The 16,074-nt window shown below is 64.2% G+C and carries 18 protein-coding genes and 1 riboswitch; of the genes, 7 read left to right on the forward strand and 11 right to left on the reverse strand.

Annotation, left to right across the window (positions count from 1 at the left end; translation table 11 throughout):
• Positions 1 to 24 precede the first annotated feature (24 nt).
• The 6 genes from A3E77_RS03770 to A3E77_RS03795 all read right to left on the reverse strand — a co-directional run bounded on the left by A3E77_RS03770 (position 25) and on the right by A3E77_RS03795 (position 7,224).
• Positions 25 to 978: a right-handed parallel beta-helix repeat-containing protein gene (locus tag A3E77_RS03770; RefSeq protein ID WP_293643509.1), complete on the reverse strand. Its 954-nt coding sequence runs from the start codon at positions 976 to 978 to the stop codon at positions 25 to 27.
• A gap of 93 nt (positions 979 to 1,071) precedes the next feature.
• Entirely contained in the window at positions 1,072 to 3,690 is a 2,619-nt protein-coding gene (metH, locus tag A3E77_RS03775) for a methionine synthase (RefSeq protein ID WP_293643510.1), read from the reverse strand.
• Between the two features lie 22 nt (positions 3,691 to 3,712).
• Entirely contained in the window at positions 3,713 to 4,237 is a 525-nt protein-coding gene (locus A3E77_RS03780) for a GNAT family N-acetyltransferase (RefSeq protein ID WP_293643511.1), read from the reverse strand.
• A gap of 4 nt (positions 4,238 to 4,241) precedes the next feature.
• Positions 4,242 to 5,306, reverse strand: a complete 1,065-nt coding sequence (locus A3E77_RS03785) for a homocysteine S-methyltransferase family protein (RefSeq protein ID WP_293643512.1) — start codon at positions 5,304 to 5,306, stop codon at positions 4,242 to 4,244.
• The gene (gene metF, locus A3E77_RS03790; protein WP_293643513.1) at positions 5,303 to 6,241 is read right to left on the reverse strand and encodes a methylenetetrahydrofolate reductase; all 939 of its coding nucleotides are present in this window, start codon (positions 6,239 to 6,241) and stop codon (positions 5,303 to 5,305) included. Before metF ends, A3E77_RS03785 begins: the two co-directional genes overlap by 4 nt.
• Positions 6,238 to 7,224: an ArsR/SmtB family transcription factor gene (locus A3E77_RS03795; RefSeq protein ID WP_293643514.1), complete on the reverse strand. Its 987-nt coding sequence runs from the start codon at positions 7,222 to 7,224 to the stop codon at positions 6,238 to 6,240. Before A3E77_RS03795 ends, metF begins: the two co-directional genes overlap by 4 nt.
• A 229-nt stretch (positions 7,225 to 7,453) precedes the next feature.
• Between A3E77_RS03795 and A3E77_RS03800 the strand changes: the two genes are divergently transcribed.
• From A3E77_RS03800 to A3E77_RS03815, 4 genes are all read left to right on the forward strand, one after another.
• Positions 7,454 to 7,774 carry a hypothetical protein gene (locus A3E77_RS03800; protein ID WP_293643515.1) on the forward strand — a complete coding sequence of 107 codons (321 nt, stop codon included), beginning with the start codon at positions 7,454 to 7,456 and terminating at the stop codon, positions 7,772 to 7,774.
• A gap of 177 nt (positions 7,775 to 7,951) precedes the next feature.
• The gene (locus A3E77_RS03805) at positions 7,952 to 8,281 is read left to right on the forward strand and encodes an entericidin EcnAB (RefSeq protein WP_293643516.1); all 330 of its coding nucleotides are present in this window, start codon (positions 7,952 to 7,954) and stop codon (positions 8,279 to 8,281) included.
• A 74-nt stretch (positions 8,282 to 8,355) separates the two neighbouring features.
• Entirely contained in the window at positions 8,356 to 8,562 is a 207-nt protein-coding gene (locus A3E77_RS03810; RefSeq protein WP_293643517.1) for a hypothetical protein, read from the forward strand.
• Between the two features lie 34 nt (positions 8,563 to 8,596).
• Positions 8,597 to 8,689, forward strand: a riboswitch (ZMP/ZTP riboswitch).
• A 21-nt stretch (positions 8,690 to 8,710) separates the two neighbouring features.
• A complete protein-coding gene (locus A3E77_RS03815) occupies positions 8,711 to 9,388 on the forward strand; it encodes a DJ-1/PfpI family protein (protein WP_293643518.1) in 678 nt (225 codons plus the stop codon).
• Here the strand turns inward: A3E77_RS03815 and A3E77_RS03820 are convergent.
• From A3E77_RS03820 to groES, 3 genes are all read right to left on the reverse strand, one after another.
• Positions 9,385 to 10,143, reverse strand: coding sequence for a glutaminyl-peptide cyclotransferase (locus tag A3E77_RS03820; protein ID WP_293643519.1), 759 nt, complete (start codon positions 10,141 to 10,143; stop codon positions 9,385 to 9,387). The genes A3E77_RS03815 and A3E77_RS03820 overlap by 4 nt on opposite strands.
• A 204-nt stretch (positions 10,144 to 10,347) precedes the next feature.
• A complete protein-coding gene (gene groL / locus A3E77_RS03825; protein WP_293643520.1) occupies positions 10,348 to 11,991 on the reverse strand; it encodes a chaperonin GroEL in 1,644 nt (547 codons plus the stop codon).
• A gap of 63 nt (positions 11,992 to 12,054) precedes the next feature.
• Complete coding sequence (groES, locus tag A3E77_RS03830) at positions 12,055 to 12,342, reverse strand: co-chaperone GroES (RefSeq protein WP_037514464.1); 288 nt, start codon at positions 12,340 to 12,342, stop codon at positions 12,055 to 12,057.
• Positions 12,343 to 12,516: 174 nt separating this feature from the next.
• On the opposite strand from groES, the gene A3E77_RS03835 reads away from it, so the two are divergent.
• Positions 12,517 to 12,984: a hypothetical protein gene (locus A3E77_RS03835; protein WP_293643521.1), complete on the forward strand. Its 468-nt coding sequence runs from the start codon at positions 12,517 to 12,519 to the stop codon at positions 12,982 to 12,984.
• Here the strand turns inward: A3E77_RS03835 and A3E77_RS03840 are convergent.
• Both A3E77_RS03840 and A3E77_RS03845 read right to left on the reverse strand, forming a co-directional pair.
• Positions 12,926 to 14,335 (reverse strand): MATE family efflux transporter, encoded by a 1,410-nt coding sequence (locus A3E77_RS03840; protein WP_293643522.1) that lies wholly within the window; start codon positions 14,333 to 14,335, stop codon positions 12,926 to 12,928. The genes A3E77_RS03835 and A3E77_RS03840 overlap by 59 nt on opposite strands.
• Before the next feature lie 271 nt (positions 14,336 to 14,606).
• The gene (locus A3E77_RS03845; RefSeq protein WP_293643528.1) at positions 14,607 to 15,176 is read right to left on the reverse strand and encodes a Pycsar system effector family protein; all 570 of its coding nucleotides are present in this window, start codon (positions 15,174 to 15,176) and stop codon (positions 14,607 to 14,609) included.
• A 164-nt stretch (positions 15,177 to 15,340) separates the two neighbouring features.
• On the opposite strand from A3E77_RS03845, the gene A3E77_RS03850 reads away from it, so the two are divergent.
• Both A3E77_RS03850 and A3E77_RS03855 read left to right on the forward strand, forming a co-directional pair.
• The gene (locus tag A3E77_RS03850; protein ID WP_293643523.1) at positions 15,341 to 15,577 is read left to right on the forward strand and encodes an acyl carrier protein; all 237 of its coding nucleotides are present in this window, start codon (positions 15,341 to 15,343) and stop codon (positions 15,575 to 15,577) included.
• Positions 15,578 to 15,671: 94 nt separating this feature from the next.
• On the forward strand, positions 15,672 to 16,074 hold a 403-nt coding region (locus tag A3E77_RS03855; protein ID WP_293643524.1), incomplete at its 3' end, for an aminotransferase class I/II-fold pyridoxal phosphate-dependent enzyme.

Genomic DNA, 16,074 nt, shown 5'->3' on the forward strand with positions numbered 1-16,074 from the left:
CGGCTTTGTCCCGTTCGTGTTGGGCTACCGCTTCTCGAACCGCGTCAGCCCCGCGCCCAGCTCATTCGCACCGATCGCCAGCGCCTCGCCGCTCCAGTCGGCGACGAACACCGACCTGCGATCGAGACCGGCCGGCAGGCTGGCCCGATTGCCGGAGATCGCCAAGCCGCGCGAGGGATTCTTGCGCTCCTCGGCGGCGACCGCGATCAGCGCCGAATAATTTTCCTTGTCGCGCCCCTGCACGAACAGATTGTTCGCGATCTGCCCCACCGACCCCGACGGCAGGTCGATCATGTAGTTGGTGCCAGTGCCCTGCGTGTCGTCAAAGCTGTTGTCGTTGATATCGACCGCGATCGCGCGGGTTTTGAGATAATGACCGCCGCTGCCCTTTTCGAATCGCGTCCGCGTGACGACGACCTTGCCGTAAATCCCGGTGTAGACGCTGTGCGCGCAGCTCAGCCCACGGTCGCAGCGGCCGAGGCGCGAGAAGGTCGAGCGGTCGATGGTCAGCGTCGCTTCGGGATCGTCGGCGGTCAAAATGCCCTGCTCGCTGTTGCGGAACATCGCGTTCACGATGTCGAGATCGCTGGTTTCCAGCCGGATGCCCGCGCCATTGCCGTCGGGGACGCGCATATTCTGGAACACCAGCCCGTCGATCCGCGCGCCCGCGCCGCGCAGAACGAGCGCCGCCTTGCCCTCACAGGTTACGCCGTCGAAGATGGCGCGGCCGGGTTCGGCCGCGACAAAGGCAATACGGCCTGCCGTCTGTACGGCACAGTCGCGGTGATAGCCGGCGGCAACGCGGATCGTCCCTTCGCCTTCCCCGATCGCATCGACGGCATCCTGTAGCCGTCCAAAGCTCTGCCCACCGACGCTATAGGGCGCTCCGCCGGTCTGCGCAGGAAGCGGTGCCGGGGCGAGCAACAGCGGGAGGGCGAGCAGCGGCAGCAGGGGCCGGCGAAGAATTGCCTTGAACATACGCGCCCCATAACCGTTTTCGCCGCTTTAGTCGTTGGCGAAGCTGGTTAATCCGCCGCCTGTCCCCTTATCGGACAGACGGGCGCATGCCGGTTAATCCAGATTGGGCCGCAGCCAGCGTGTCGCCGTCTCCAGATCGACGCCGCGCCGCCGCGCATAATCTTCCAGCTGGTCGCTGCCGATCCGCGCGACGCCGAAATACTGGCTTTCGGGATGGCCGAAATAAAAGCCGCTAACCGCCGCCGTCGGCAGCATCGCAAAGCTTTCGGTCAGCACCAGTCCGGCATTTTCCTCTGCCGCCAGCAGGTCGAACAGGATCGGCTTCAGGCTGTGGTCGGGGCAGGCGGGATACCCCGGAGCCGGGCGAATACCGCGATATTCTTCCTTGATCAGCGCCTCGTTGGTCAGCTGTTCACCGGGGGCATAGCCCCACAGCGTGGTGCGGACATGCTGGTGCAATCGTTCGGCGAACGCCTCGGCAAAGCGGTCGGCGAGCGCCTTGAGCAAAATGTCCGAATAATCATCCTTGTCGGCGCGGAAGCGTTCCGAATGCGGCTCAATGCCGTGGATGCCGACGGCAAAACCGCCGATCCAGTCGCCCGCCGGATCGATGAAATCCGCGAGGCACATATTGGCGCGGTCGCGGCTTTTCTTGATCTGCTGGCGCAGGAACGGCAGCGTCACATGGCGCTCTTCCTCGGCGAGATGGATCGTCACATCGTCGCCGTCGCGCGCGCACGGCCAGAAGGCGCAGACCCCGCGCGCGGTCAGCCATTTTTCGCCGATCAGCCGGTCGAGCATCGCGTCGGCATCGGCCTTCAGCTCCTGTGCCGTCTCACCGACCACCTCGTCGTCGAGGATCGACGGATAGGTGCCATGGAGTTCCCATGCGCGGAAAAAGGGCGTCCAGTCGATGCATTCGCGCAGGTCGGCAAGCGACCAGTCGTCGAAGCGGTGCAGTCCGGGCTGGAGCGGCGGCGCGGGCTTGTCGCTGAGATAGGCGTCGTAATAATTGGCGCGGGCTTCTTCCAGCGTGTGGAGGACGCTTTGTCCCTTGCCCGCGCGCACGTCGCGGACATGGGCGTAATCATCCTTATACCCCTGCACATAGGCATCACGCCCGGTGTCGCTGACGAGCGCCGTCGCGACGCCGACCGCGCGGCTGGCGTCGAGGACGTGGAGCACCGGCCCCTGATAGGCGGGATCGATGCGCAGCGCCGTATGCACTTTCGATGTCGTTGCGCCGCCAATCAGCAGCGGCATCGTCATGCCCGCACGCTGCATTTCCTCGGCCACCGTCACCATCTCGTCGAGCGACGGCGTGATCAGGCCCGACAGGCCGATCATGTCGGCGTCATTCTCGTTCGCCGCCTCGAGGATCTTCGACCAGGGCACCATCACGCCCAGATCGACGATCTCGAAGCCGTTGCATTGCAGCACGACGCCGACGATATTCTTGCCGATGTCGTGAACGTCGCCCTTGACGGTCGCCATCACGACCTTGCCCTTGCCCTTCGCGCCCGGCTCCTTCGACGCCTCGATGAAGGGCAGCAGGTGCGCGACCGCCTTTTTCATCACGCGCGCCGATTTCACGACCTGCGGCAGGAACATCTTGCCCGACCCGAACAGGTCCCCGACGACGTTCATGCCGTCCATCAGCGGCCCTTCGATCACCTCGATCGGGCGCGGCATCAACAGGCGCATTTCCTCCGTATCGTCGACGACATAGGCGTCGATGCCCTTGACCAGCGCATGTTCGAGCCGCTTGGCGACGTCCCAGCCGCGCCATTCCTCGGCCGCCTTTTCCTGTGCCGGATTGCTGCCCTTGTAGCGTTCAGCGAGCGCGATCAGCCGTTCGGTGGGCGATTCCGCCTCCCCTTCGACCTTGCGGTTGAGCACGACATCCTCGACGGCCTGTCGCAGTTCCGGGTCGATCGTGTCATAGACGTCGAGCTGCCCGGCATTGACGATCGCCATGTCGAGTCCGGCAGGAATCGCATAGTAAAGGAAGACGCTGTGCATCGCGCGGCGCACTGTCTCGTTGCCGCGAAAGCCGAACGACAGGTTCGACAGCCCGCCCGAAAAATGAACATGCGGGCAGCGGCGGCGGATTTCCTTTACCGCCTCGATAAAGTCGACCGCATAATTGTCATGTTCTTCGAGACCCGTGGCGACCGCGAACACATTCGGGTCAAAGATGATGTCTTCGGGCGGGAAGCCGATGCTCATCAGCAACTTGTAGGCGCGCTCGCAAATCTCGATCTTGCGCTCTTTCGTATCCGCCTGCCCGACCTCGTCGAACGCCATCACGACAACCGCGGCGCCATAGGCCATGCATTTGCGGGCGTGTTCAAGGAAAGGCTCCTCGCCCTCCTTCATACTGATCGAATTGACGATCGGCTTGCCGGGGACGCATTTCAGCCCCGCCTCGATGACATCCCATTTCGAGCTGTCGATCATCACCGGGATGCGCGCGATATCCGGCTCGGCGGCGATGAGCTTGAGGAACGTCGTCATCGCATATTCGGCGTCGAGCAGCCCTTCGTCCATGTTGACGTCGATGATCTGCGCGCCATTTTCCACCTGCTGGCGCGCAACCTCGACCGCCGCGGCATAGTCGTCGGCGAGGATCAGCTTCTTGAACGCCGCGGAACCCGTGACGTTGGTGCGCTCGCCGATATTGACGAAGCTGGAGGAAGCGGCGGTGGTCATCTTTGAATCCTGAAACTGAATATTAAGCGACAAGGGGGCGCGCGAGGACGAGATCGTCGTAAAGCTTGCCGCCGACGTTGAATTGGCGCGTACCGAGGTCGGCGAACCCCTGCTTGCGATAGAAGGCGAGCGCGCGTTCGTTCTGCGCATAGACGCCAAGCAGAAGGCGGCGGTGTCCGCGCGCAGCCTCCAGCGCCCGTTTCATCAGCTCCGCGCCGAGCCCGCTGCCATGAAAACGCGATAACGAATAGATGCGCTTCAATTCGATGTCGCCCTCAAGCGCGGCGGCAAGGTCGGGCTGACCCACGAGCGCAAACCCGATCGGCGCGCTGCCGGGCTGCGCCTCGGCAATCCACGCACGCGCGCCACAGGCCAGATAGGCACGATAGGCTGCCTCAACATGCTGCGCCGCACAGTGACCGACGATCGCATCGCCGTCGAGGATTCCGGCGAAGGTTTCGAGGAAGGTTGCAGCGCCGATCAGCGCAAGCGCCGGCGCATCATCCGCTCCGGCCTCCCGGATCGACCATCTTGGCATGTCGGTCATCGACTCAGGCGGCCATCGTAAAGGGCTCGAGCCCCGCCAGCCGCGTCCGCACCGGCACCTCGGGAATGTGCCGCGGTGCAAGGCCCGCGACGGCCTTCGCCATCGCCGCAATGTGCGCCGGCGTCGAACCGCAGCAGCCGCCGAGGATGTTGACCTGTCCATGAGCAGCCCATTCGCCGACGAGCTCCGCCGTCGTTTCGGGCAATTCATCATATTCGCCGAGTTCGTTTGGCAGGCCCGCGTTCGGGTAAACCATCACCAGCGCATCGGCGATTTCGGACAAAACCTTTACGTGCGGACGCAACTGCGACGCGCCAAACGAGCAATTCAGCCCGATCGTCAGCGGCTTCGCATGACGCACAGCGTACCAGAAAGCCTCGACCGTATGCCCCGACAGGTTGCGCCCCGACAGGTCGGTGAGCGTCATCGAGATCATCAGCGGCAGCTCGCGCCCCACCTTTGCCTCGGCCTCCAGCGTCGCGGCGATCCCGGCCTTGGCATTGAGCGTGTCGAAGATCGTCTCGATCAGGATGAAGTCGGCGCCGCCCTCGGCCAGCGCGACAACCTGATCGAGATAAACCGCCTTCAATTCGTCGAAATCAATCTCGCGATAGCCCGGATTGTTGACGTCGGGCGACAGCGACAGCGTCTTGTTCGTCGGCCCGACCGCGCCCGCGATGAAGCGGCGGCGACCGTCGATCGCTTCATATTTATTTGCCGCCTCGCGCCCCAATCGCGCGCTTTCATGGTTGATGTCGGCGACCAGATGTTCGGCGCCATAATCGGCCTGGCTGATCCGGTTGGCGCTGAATGTGTTGGTCGACACGATGTCCGACCCCGCCGCCAGATAGGCTTCGCCGATCGCGGTAACGACATCGGGACGCGTCAGCGCGAGGATGTCGTTATTGCCCTTCTGGTCGTGCGTCAGGCCGAGCGATCCGGCATAGTCGGCCTCGACCAGCTTGCGAAGCTGGATCTGCGTACCCCAGCCGCCGTCGGTGAGCAGGATGCGGTCCTTCGCTGCCGCCACCAGGGCGTCGCGTGCCCCGATTGTCGAATGGCCGGTCATGCTGCCTGATCCTTTGCGTTCGCAACCGGCCGCAGTCCCAGCAAATGACAGATCGCATAGCTGAGTTCGGCGCGGTTGAGCGTGTAGAAATGGAAATCGCGCACCCCGCCCGCATAAAGGCGGCGGCACATTTCGGCGGCGACGGTCGCTGCCACCAGCTGGCGCGCCGCCGGATGGTCGTCGAGCCCGTCGAACAGCGACACCATCCACGCGGGGATCGCGGTGCCGCACATATCGGCGATGCGGCGCGTTTGCGACACGTTCGACACCGGCAGGATGCCCGGAATGATCGGCGCATTGATGCCCGCCGCAGCGGCCGCATCCCGGAAACGCAGGAAGCTGTCGGGGGAGAAGAAGAATTGCGTGATCGCACGGGTCGCCCCGGCGTCGAGCTTGCGCTTCAGATTGTCGAGGTCCGATTGCGGACAATCCGCATCGGGGTGCGTTTCGGGGTAAGCGGCAACCGAAATCTCGAACGGCGCCACCGCCTTCAGCCCGGCCACCAGCTCGATCGCATTGGCATAGCCCTCCGGATGCGGACGATAGGGTGCCCCGCCGGGAACGTCGCCGCGCAGCGCCACGATATGGCGAACCCCGGCCTCCCAATAGGCGCGCGCGACCTCGTCGATCTCGGCGCGCGAGGCTTCGACGCAGGTCAGGTGCGCGGCGGGGGGCACGCGGCTCTCGGCGGCAATGCGGGCAACGGTCGCATGGGTGCGCTCGCGCGTCGATCCACCCGCGCCATAAGTGACGGAGACAAAGCTGGGCGCCAGCGGTTCGAGCGTGCGGAACGTGTCCCACAGCTGCGATTCCATCTTTTCGGTCTTCGGCGGGAAAAATTCAAAGCTGACGCCAATGTCGCCTTCAAGATTGGCGAACAAAGGCGACGCCGCGGCGCGGCGCGCCTCCGCCAGCGAGTTCAAGTTCGACGTCATGCCGCAAGCCTTTTATTCTGTCCGTCGCCGGTGACGGGGGGTTGATCTTCATCGCTGCGGCGGCGGCCGAGCCACAGCTTCACGGCCAGCTCCCCTCCTTCCAGCGTCTGGGTATTTTCCAGCAGCAGGCCGGCCGACGCGAACCAGCCCCGGATCTGGGCGTCCGAGAAGCCAAGGCGGGCGTGTGCGGCGCGGTCGCGCAATTCTTCATCCTCGTGCGGCGCAAAATCGACGACGAGCAAATGGCCGCCGCCGCGCAGCACGCGGCTCGCCTCGGCAATCACGCGGTCGGGTTCGTGCGCGAAATGCAGCGCCTGGTGAATGACGATGCTGTCGATGCTGGCATCCGCAACGGGCAGGTTCAGGAAATCGCCTTGAAGCAGGTCGACGGGAACCGGCTGGTCGGCAAGCTTGGTGCGCGCGATACGCAGCATTTCGGGGCTGCGATCGAGCGCGGTAATGCGCCGCGCGGTCGGTGCAAAGATTTCCGCCATTCGGCCGGTGCCCGTGCCGATATCGAGCAAATGGCCCAGACGGCGGTTGTGCATCATTGCCAGCATCGCAGCCTCCACCTCGCTTTCGGCGACATGGCGAGAGCGGATCGCGTCCCATTCGGCGGCATGTTCGGCGAAATAGCGCGCCGCGGCGGCAGCCCGCTCCTCACGCACCGCCGCCAGGCGCCGCGCATCATGTGCGATGACGCGCGCTTCGCGGACGGAAAAGGGCCATTTTTCGGCGTGCTCGATGATTCCGGCGACCGGCTCCGCCGCCGCGATGCGCAGGAAGACCCAGCTTCCCTCGCGCCGCCGCTCGACGATCCCGGCCTCGACAAGGATGCGGACGTGGCGCGAAACACGCGGCTGGCTCTGATCGAGTACCACCGCCAGCTCGCCGATCGCCAGCTCCATCTCGCGCAAAAGCGCGACGACTCGCAGGCGCGTCGGGTCCGCCAGGGCACGGAAAATGTCGATCAGCTCGCTCATTAAGATGCATATAAAGGTTTCTTTATATGCGGTCAACCAAGCGCCGCGCCTCAATTTCCGCCACGCATCTCCTTGGCTCACCTGAATTGCGGCAAAAGGGGCAGGCTCTGGTAAAAAGGGCGTTGCACCCCCTTGGGTGAGGGGGTAATTCTGCGCGCGATTGGCAAATTTCGGGATCGATCTGTTCCTGTGCCGGTCGATCAGTTCAAACCGAGAGGGGTATTCCCATATGAAAAAATCGATCACTCTGTCGCTCGTCCTCGCCGCCTCGATGGGCCTCGCTGCTTGCGCCGAAAAGGCTGCCGACGACACGGCCGCTGCAACCGAAGACGCAGCTGCGACCGTCGAAGGCGCTGCTGACGGCGCGATGGAAGCCGCCGAAGGCGCTGCCGATGCGACCGCCGCTGCCGGTGCCGCCGCAGACGCCGCTGGCGATGCCGCTGCCGAAGGCGACGCTGCTGTTGCTGCCGACAAGGCGACCGAAGCTGCCGACGCCGCCAAGGAAGCCGCCGACGCCGCCAAGGGCGCGATGGAAGAAGCCAAGAAGTAAGCGCCTGTCTGGCCTTTCGGGGCCGAACGAACGCCAAGGAAAGAGGGTCGCCGGATTGCCGGCGGCCCTTTTTTCATTGGCGGGACATATCAAGCAGCGCAGTTGCCAAGCCACTGATCCGCCGTTACCTCTCTCCCCATGATCGGTCGCCCGATCATTGCATTCGAAAGGAATATCATGCGCAAGATCATCATCGCCTCGATGGCCGCCGCGGCCTTCAGCCTCGCCGCCTGCTCGGAAAAGACCCAGGACGCCGCTAGCGAAACCGCCGATTCCATGGGCGACGACGCCGCCGCCGCGGGCGACGCCATGGCCGAAGGCGCCGCTGACGCCGCCGACGCGACCGCCGCTGCCGCTGGCGAAGCTGCCGACGCGACCGCCGACGCCGCCAAGGATGCCGGCAACGCCGTCGAAGGCACCGTGAACGCCGCTGGCGAAGCCGCCGACAAGGCTGGCGACAAGATCGCCGAAGAAACGAAGAAGGCCGAAGCCAACGACAAGCAATAAGTCGTCGCTACGCCTTCGGGCTGATAAGGGGGCTCCATCCACCATGGATGGGGCCCTTTTTCTTGGGAGACGGGATGATCGACCTTCGGATGACGAGCGCGACGCTCGCAGTGCTGATCCTCGCGGCGGGATGCAGTCGCACCGACAATGAACCCGGGCCGGGCGGCGTGACCGTCAGCGAGGCGAAGGCGCTCGACGATGCCGCCGAGATGCTCGAAAGCCGTGACAGCGCGCCCGCGGCGGCCGAACCCTCCGGGGATGGGGCGGCCCCCGACAAATAGCCGCTTCCCTCCATCGCCTCGCCGGGTTAGACCGGGCGCGCTTCGCGACTGGCGCTGAAGATGGGCATCCATCGGGAAACGAGGCGGACCGACAGGTCGACAGGAGCCGCGCGCCTGGGTGATCCACCGCCAGCGAGGGAACATCCGCATGTCCGATACGCCCGCCACCACCATCGTCTTCCTGCTTTTTCCGGGCATCACCCAGCTCGATTTCACGGCGCCGGCGCAGGCATTGTCGCGGATGCCCGGTGCGACATTGGTGGGCGCCGCGGCGACGCTCGACCCGATCATGACCGACAGCGGCTTTGCCATCGTGCCGACGCATGACCTCCAGCGCGCGCCGCAGGCCGACATCTTGTGCATCCCCGGCGGGCACGGCGTCGCCGACGCGCTGGGCGACGCCGCGACGGTCGACTTCGTTGCTCGCCAGGCCGCGGGCGCCGAGTGGGTGACGAGCGTGTGCACCGGCGCCTTCCTGCTCGGGCGTGCCGGCCTCCTCGCAGGCAAGCGCGCGACGACGCACTGGGGCTATACGCATCTGTTGCCGCTTGTCGGGACCGAGCCGGTGAAGGCGCGCGTCGTCGAGGACGGCCATCTTGTGACCTGCGGCGGAGTGACATCGGGGCTCGATTTCGCGCTGACGCTGATTGCGCGGCTGCGCGGCGATACGGTCGCACAGGCGATCCAGCTCGCGATTGAATATGATCCCGCGCCGCCCTTTCCCGGCGGCCATTCCGACCGCGCGCCCAAATCGATCACGGCCGGGTTGCGGGCGCATGTCTATGATGCCGCCGCGGCGCGAATGGAGGCGGCGCTGCGCGCCTAGCGGCAGTCGGCCAGCGTGATTTCGTAAAGCTTCGGCCAGTTTTTGCCGGTGACGAACAGGCGCCTGTTTTTCGCGTCCCACGCGATCCCGTTGAGCACGCTGTCGGTCCCGCTTGCCCCGGCATCGGCCCGCAGCCCCGACAGGTCGACGAGCGCGGCGACCTCGCCCGTGGCGGGATCGATCCGGACGATGAAGTCGGTCATCCACACATTGGCCCAAACCTGTCCGTCGATCGTTTCCAGTTCATTGATCATGGTGATCGGACGGCCGCCGAAGCGCACGGTGACGCGCCTTTGTTCGGTCATCGTTGCAGGGTCGAGGAAACGGAGCATCGACGTCCCGTCGCTCAGCGCCAGGCTGCCGTCGACCATCGTGACGCCCCACCCTTCGCCTTGGTAACGAAAGGTGCCGACGGGTTTCAGATCCTTGATCGACCAGCGATTGCCGATACCGCCCCGCCAGGTCACGCCGACGATCTGGTCGCCCCAGCGCGTGATGCCTTCGCCGAACTGGTCCTGCGGCAGTTTCGTTTCGGCCAGCGCCTTGCCGGTCTTGAGGTCGAGGCGTGCGACGCGCGACCGGCCATATTGGCCGGTGGCTTCGTACAGATGGCCTTCGTCCCAGAAGAGGCCCTGGGTGAAGCTGGTGGCATCGTGCGGGAAAGTCTCGACGATGCGGTATCCGCAGCGCTCGATCGGCGGCGGCTTGACCGTGGGGTCGGCGAGCATCGCGAGGGTGAGAAGGAAAATCGTCACCGCCCCTAGCTATGCCGCATCATCTGAACTGGCAATGACGGAACCGCCGCGCCCCTGCGAAGGCGGGGGCCCATCTCCTGCGCTCGCCTTTTCAACCGCCGGTTCCTTGGAAAAGCGCGCTTAGGTGATGGGCCAAAGAAAAGGGCCGGAGGATTGCTCCCCCGGCCCTCTTTTTCGTTGGCTGAACGCCGAACGGCGGGACGTTTAGAAGTCCATGCCGCCCATGCCGCCCATGCCGCCGCCGCCCATGGGCATGGCGGGCTTGTCGTCGGGCGTTTCGGCAATGCCGGCTTCGGTGGTGATCAACAGACCGGCAACCGATGCCGCATCCTGAAGCGCCGTGCGCACGACCTTGGTCGGGTCGATGACGCCCGCCTTGACCAGGTCTTCATAGACGTCGGTCGAAGCGTTGAAGCCGAAGTTGCTGTCGTTCTGGTCGAACAGCTTGCCCGCGACGACACCGCCGTCGAAGCCCGCGTTTTCAGCGATCTGGCGAACCGGAGCCTGCAGCGCGCGACGGATGATGTCGATGCCGCGGGTCTGGTCTTCGTTGACGCCCGACATGCCGTCGAGAGCCTTGGTCGCATAGAGAAGCGCGGTACCGCCGCCGGGGACGATGCCTTCTTCAACCGCAGCGCGGGTCGCGTGGAGCGCGTCGTCGACGCGGTCCTTGCGTTCCTTCACTTCGACTTCCGAAGCGCCGCCGACCTTGATCACGGCAACGCCGCCAGCAAGCTTCGCGAGGCGTTCCTGCAGCTTTTCCTTGTCGTAATCGCTGGTCGTCGTTTCGATCTGCGCACGGATCTGTTCGACGCGGCCCTTGATCGCATCGGCTTCACCCGCACCGTCGACGATGGTGGTGTTGTCCTTGTCGATCGTGACGCGCTTGGCCTGGCCGAGCATGTTCAGCGTGACCGATTCAAGCTTGATGCCCAGGTCTTCGCTGATCATTTCACCGGCGGTGAGGATCGCGATGTCCTGCAACATCGCCTTGCGGCGATCGCCGAAGCCCGGTGCCTTGACGGCCGCGACCTTCAGGCCGCCGCGCAGACGGTTGACCACCAGCGTCGCGAGCGCTTCACCTTCGATATCTTCGGCGATGATCAGCAGCGGGCGACCCGACTGGACCACGGCTTCGAGGATCGGCAGCATCGCCTGCAGGTTCGACAGCTTCTTTTCAAAGATCAGGATATAGGGATCGCTGAGCTCGACGAGCATCTTTTCGGGGTTGGTGATGAAGTAAGGCGACAGGTAGCCGCGGTCGAACTGCATGCCTTCGACGACGTCGAGCTCGAAATCGAGACCCTTGGCTTCCTCGACGGTGATCACGCCTTCCTTGCCGACCTTTTCCATCGCTTCCGCGATCTTGTCGCCGACTTCCTTGTCGCCATTGGCCGAAATGATGCCGACCTGCGCGATTTCAGCGGTGCCCGAAACGGGCTTCGACTGCGCCTTGATCGTTTCGACGACCTTGGTGACCGCAAGGTCGATGCCGCGCTTCAGGTCCATCGGGTTCATGCCTGCGGCAACCGACTTCATGCCTTCGCGGACGATCGCCTGGGCGAGAACGGTCGCGGTGGTGGTGCCGTCGCCGGCCTTGTCGTTCGCCTTCGATGCGACTTCGCGCAGCATCTGGGCGCCCATATTCTCGAACTTGTCCTTGAGTTCGATTTCCTTGGCGACGGTAACGCCGTCCTTGGTGATGCGGGGCGCGCCGAAGCTCTTGTCGATCACGACGTTGCGGCCCTTGGGGCCGAGGGTGACCTTCACCGCATCGGCAAGGGTGTCGACACCGCGCAGGATGCGTTCGCGCGCGTCGCGCGAGAATTTGACGTCTTTAGCAGCCATGTGCTTGTTCCTTTCAAAGGCGCAGAAAACTGCGCAACTTCACTCTCAATTCGATGAAATCGCTCAGGCGATGACGCCGAGGATGTCCGATTCCTTCATGATCAGCAGCTCTTCGCCGTCGACCTTGACCTCGGTGCCCGACCATTTGCCGAACAGGATGCGGTCGCCCGCCTTCACGTCGAGCGGGGTCACCTTGCCGTCATCGGCGCGGGTGCCGGTGCCGACGGAGACGACTTCGCCTTCCTGCGGCTTTTCCTTGGCAGTGTCGGGGATGATGATGCCGCCAGCCGTCTTTTCTTCGGCTTCGATACGGCGGACCAGCACGCGGTCGTGCAGCGGACGAAATTGCATGGATTACCCTCCAGAAATGCAAAAGATGTCGCTTAGCACTCACAGGGCGCGAGTGCTAACAGTGGGCATATGGGTGGGGGTTGTGACAGCGTCAAGGCGATTAAGGGAAAATTTCCGGCCGGGCGGTAGGGCCGCCAGATGGGGTGCGAGATTCCGATCAGCAAGGGCGTCGAATTGCCTGATTTGCGCGAAATCCGTGAGCGAGGCCAATTGCTACGCGGCGAATTTCTCGATGCGTTCGGCCGACTCGAAACGGCTGTTATGCAATATATCGGCAAGACCGATGTGAAGGCGACTTCGGCGATGCCCTTTTCCCAAAAGCTGACGGCGCTTGCCAAAGCCCGCGATCGATTTCGCAACCCGAAACGGCTGGATGTTCGCATTGCCGCCATTCGCGAACTGTTGACGGTGCGCGCCGACGTCGTCCATTCGGCGCTGGAGGTGGTCGTGAGCTTCGATGGCCGGACCACCACTACCAAATTGCAGTTCCAAAATTCGTCCGACTTCGACAGGCGCGCTTTGACATTGTCGTGCGACCAGCTTGGTCTGATCATTCGTCGGCTGAACCAACTAGCGGCGCAATTCAGCCAACAGCGACTGAAGGAAGCAACCCCAACCGCGCCCGCATCCGCCAGCGCATAAGCAGCACCGCCGACACAACGACCAAGCCGACAGCCAGGCCGATCCATACGCCGACGCCCGCAAGCGGGGTCCAGAAGCCGAGGTAGATCGCTGTCCCAAATCCCGCGATCCAGTAACCGCAGACCGCAATGATCATCGGTGTGCGCGTGTCTTGCAGCCCGCGCAGCACGCCCGCCGCCACCGCTTGCGCGCCGTCGAACAGCTGGAACGCCGCCGCGACGACAAGGAACTGCATCGCAAAGCCGACCAGCGCCGCGTTGCGCGCCGCATCGACATCGACATAGATCGACAGCACCAGCGACGGGAACAGCCACATGACCAGCGCGGTCAGCGCCATGAAACCGATGCCAAGCACCAGCGATGCCGTCCCGGCGTGGGCGATGCCATCATGGTCGCGCGCGCCATAGGCCAGTCCGACGCGGATCGTCGCTGCCTGCGCGACGCCGAAGGGAATCTGGAACGCCAGCGCCGCGACCTGGAGCGCGATCGTGTGTCCGGCCAGCTCGGTCTCGCCGATGCGGCCCATCAGGAAGGCGGCGCCGGTGAACAGCCCGGCCTCCGCCAAAATGGTCAGGCCGATCGGGGTGCCGATGCGCAGCATGTCGAAAAAGCGCGCCCATTCGGTCCGCCACCAATTGCCGAACAGATGATAGCGCCGCAGCCGCCGGTCGGCCTGGATCACGACGACATAGGCGAACAGCATCAGGACGCTGGTCATCACGCTGGAGATCGCCGAGCCGTGCAGGCCGAGCGCGGGCATTCCGAGGTTCCCGAACACCAGCGCCCAATTGCCGAGCGCATTGACGAATAGCGCGCCGAAGGTGATCGCGGTCGCGATCGTCGGGCGGCCCAGCGCCGAAACAAAGATGCGCAGCACCGTCGCGGCGATCATCGGGAACATGCCCCACATCAGGATCAGCAGGAACCCCCCGGCGCGCGCCGAGGTTTCGGCCGGCTGCCCGGTCGCGAGCATGATCGGTCCGCCCGCGGCGCAGACCCCCATGAAAAGGATCGAGACGAGCGCGCTGAGCCAGAGCGCCATGCGGACGGTCCGCCGCACTTCGCGCACCGCATGTTTGCGGCGCCCCAGTTCGGCGGCGATCAACGGCGCCGATGCGCCGACCAGCCCCGATCCGGTCCACAGCAACAGGCCGAAGATCGCAACGCCGAGCGACGAGGCGGCGAGCGCCGCATCGCCGAGCCGCGCGACAAAAATGACGTCGATCGCGTGGACGAGCATCTGGAGTAGGTTCGCCGCGGCGAGCGGCAGCGCAAGCGCCAGCGTCGCGCGGAACTCCTGGCGAAGACCCTGCGATGGTTCGGCGGTCAAAGGTGCGGCCTGCTGCAACATAGCCGGCCCGGATAGGCGGGGCGCTGCGGTGGTTCAATCGCGGGCGGTGGTTTGCCCGATTTTCGGCGGCGGGGGTGGCAAAAAGGCAACAGCATGGCCCCTTCCCCCTTGATGGGGGAAGGGTACGCAGCCTTATCGCGTAGCGATTAGGTGGAGTTGGATGGGGGTGATGGCGCGTTGTTGCGCCGTCGTTTCAGGCCACAGCGCACTCCCACCACGGCGCCCCGGATCAAGTCCGGGGCTCGCTGCCTCCCCCATCAAGGGGAGGGATTCAGGTCCACATCGCGATCATTTCAACCGCAAACGCCCCAAAGGTCAGCGTCAGCCCGGCGACGAACAGTCGATAGGCGTGGGCCAGATAGCGATATTTGCGCCGGGCCAGCACGATCCCGTTCTGATAGGTGTCGCGCAGCATCGTTTCGTACAGATCTTCCTCGCTGCGCAGCCGCGCCTTCACCGCGTCGATAAATTCATCTTCCTCCATCTGCGCAAAGCGGCCGAAGAACAGGATATTGCTGTGATCCTTGCCGTCGCGATAGACGATCGGCGGCGCCTTGCCGACGCGCGGCAACACCGCCGACACGGCAAGCAGCGCCGAGAGGAAGGAAAAGGTCGCGAGGATCGTCAGCGGCATTGCCAGCGCCCCCGCTCCGGCGCGCGCCTGCCCGACCGCCAGCGTGAAGACGACAAAGGTCGCGCCCATCAGGATCGACGCTTTCTGGTCCGCCATCTGCGACAGCTGCATCGTCAATTGCTGGTTGGTGCGGACCAGATGCACCGCGTTCGGCGGATAGGAAATGGCCGGCCGATCCGGCGATGTCGTTGATTCTGCGCTGTCCATGCCTAGCTGCCCCTGCCCGATGCCCTGCCAGCGACCCGTCACAGGGATGACATGAAGTGCGAGGGGCGGCAAGATGCTGCCCTGTTCCCGCCGCATTCGCTTGCCAATCGGGAACCTTCGCGGCATTCCCGCGCGCAACTTCATATCTTTATGGGACGCATCACATGAGCACCGCCCTTACCGACCAGATTCACGGCCTGATCGGCCCCTTCAATAAAAAGGGCGTCGCGCTGACCGACGCGACCACCTTTGCCGGCGACCTTGAATGGGACAGCCTGACGGTGATGGATTTCGTCGCCGAAGTCGAAGACACGTTCGACATCATCATCAGCATGAACATGCAGGCCGAAATCGAAACGGTCGGCCAGCTGGTCGCCGCGGTTGAGAAACTGCAAGGCTGATCGCTTTGGTTCCCCGGCGAAAGCCGGGGTCCACGCGATGTCGCGCCACCCATCTGGACCCCGGCTTTCGCTGGGGAACACGGAAGACCAAAGAATGACCGACCTTTTCTCGAAATTCGACCCGTTGATCCAGCAGCGCGAAGACCTGCTCGCAACCGGGGTCACCGATCCGTTCAGCCTGGTGATGGAGCGCGTCGTGTCGCCGACCGTCGCGATCTGCAACGGGCGCGAAACGATCCTGCTCGGCACATACAACTACATGGGCATGACCTTTGACGAGGATGTCATCGCTGCGGGCAAGGATGCGCTGGACAAATTCGGCAGCGGCACCACCGGCAGCCGCGTCCTCAACGGCACCTATCAGGGCCACAAGGAATGCGAGGACGCGCTCAAGGAATTTTACGCCATGGACCATGCCATGGTGTTTTCGACCGGATACCAGGCGAACCTCGGCATCATTTCGACGATCGCGGGCAAGGGCGATTATGTCATCCTCG

It is taken from the genome of Sphingopyxis sp. RIFCSPHIGHO2_12_FULL_65_19 (assembly GCF_001830555.1).
GTDB lineage: Bacteria > Pseudomonadota > Alphaproteobacteria > Sphingomonadales > Sphingomonadaceae > Sphingopyxis.

What these genes read in the sequence shown, in the direction of transcription:
- A3E77_RS03770 (WP_293643509.1), bottom strand. Translation starts at nt 978, where the DNA reads ATGTTCAAGGCAATTCTTCGCCGGCCCCTGCTGCCGCTGCTCGCCCTC.
- metH (WP_293643510.1), bottom strand. Translation starts at nt 3,690, where the DNA reads ATGACCACCGCCGCTTCCTCCAGCTTCGTCAATATCGGCGAGCGCACC.
- A3E77_RS03780 (WP_293643511.1), bottom strand. Translation starts at nt 4,237, where the DNA reads ATGACCGACATGCCAAGATGGTCGATCCGGGAGGCCGGAGCGGATGAT.
- A3E77_RS03785 (WP_293643512.1), bottom strand. Translation starts at nt 5,306, where the DNA reads ATGACCGGCCATTCGACAATCGGGGCACGCGACGCCCTGGTGGCGGCA.
- metF (WP_293643513.1), bottom strand. Translation starts at nt 6,241, where the DNA reads ATGACGTCGAACTTGAACTCGCTGGCGGAGGCGCGCCGCGCCGCGGCG.
- A3E77_RS03795 (WP_293643514.1), bottom strand. Translation starts at nt 7,224, where the DNA reads ATGAGCGAGCTGATCGACATTTTCCGTGCCCTGGCGGACCCGACGCGC.
- A3E77_RS03800 (WP_293643515.1), top strand. Translation starts at nt 7,454, where the DNA reads ATGAAAAAATCGATCACTCTGTCGCTCGTCCTCGCCGCCTCGATGGGC.
- A3E77_RS03805 (WP_293643516.1), top strand. Translation starts at nt 7,952, where the DNA reads ATGCGCAAGATCATCATCGCCTCGATGGCCGCCGCGGCCTTCAGCCTC.
- A3E77_RS03810 (WP_293643517.1), top strand. Translation starts at nt 8,356, where the DNA reads ATGATCGACCTTCGGATGACGAGCGCGACGCTCGCAGTGCTGATCCTC.
- A3E77_RS03815 (WP_293643518.1), top strand. Translation starts at nt 8,711, where the DNA reads ATGTCCGATACGCCCGCCACCACCATCGTCTTCCTGCTTTTTCCGGGC.
- groL (WP_293643520.1), bottom strand. Translation starts at nt 11,991, where the DNA reads ATGGCTGCTAAAGACGTCAAATTCTCGCGCGACGCGCGCGAACGCATC.
- groES (WP_037514464.1), bottom strand. Translation starts at nt 12,342, where the DNA reads ATGCAATTTCGTCCGCTGCACGACCGCGTGCTGGTCCGCCGTATCGAA.
- A3E77_RS03840 (WP_293643522.1), bottom strand. Translation starts at nt 14,335, where the DNA reads ATGTTGCAGCAGGCCGCACCTTTGACCGCCGAACCATCGCAGGGTCTT.
- A3E77_RS03845 (WP_293643528.1), bottom strand. Translation starts at nt 15,176, where the DNA reads ATGGACAGCGCAGAATCAACGACATCGCCGGATCGGCCGGCCATTTCC.
- A3E77_RS03850 (WP_293643523.1), top strand. Translation starts at nt 15,341, where the DNA reads ATGAGCACCGCCCTTACCGACCAGATTCACGGCCTGATCGGCCCCTTC.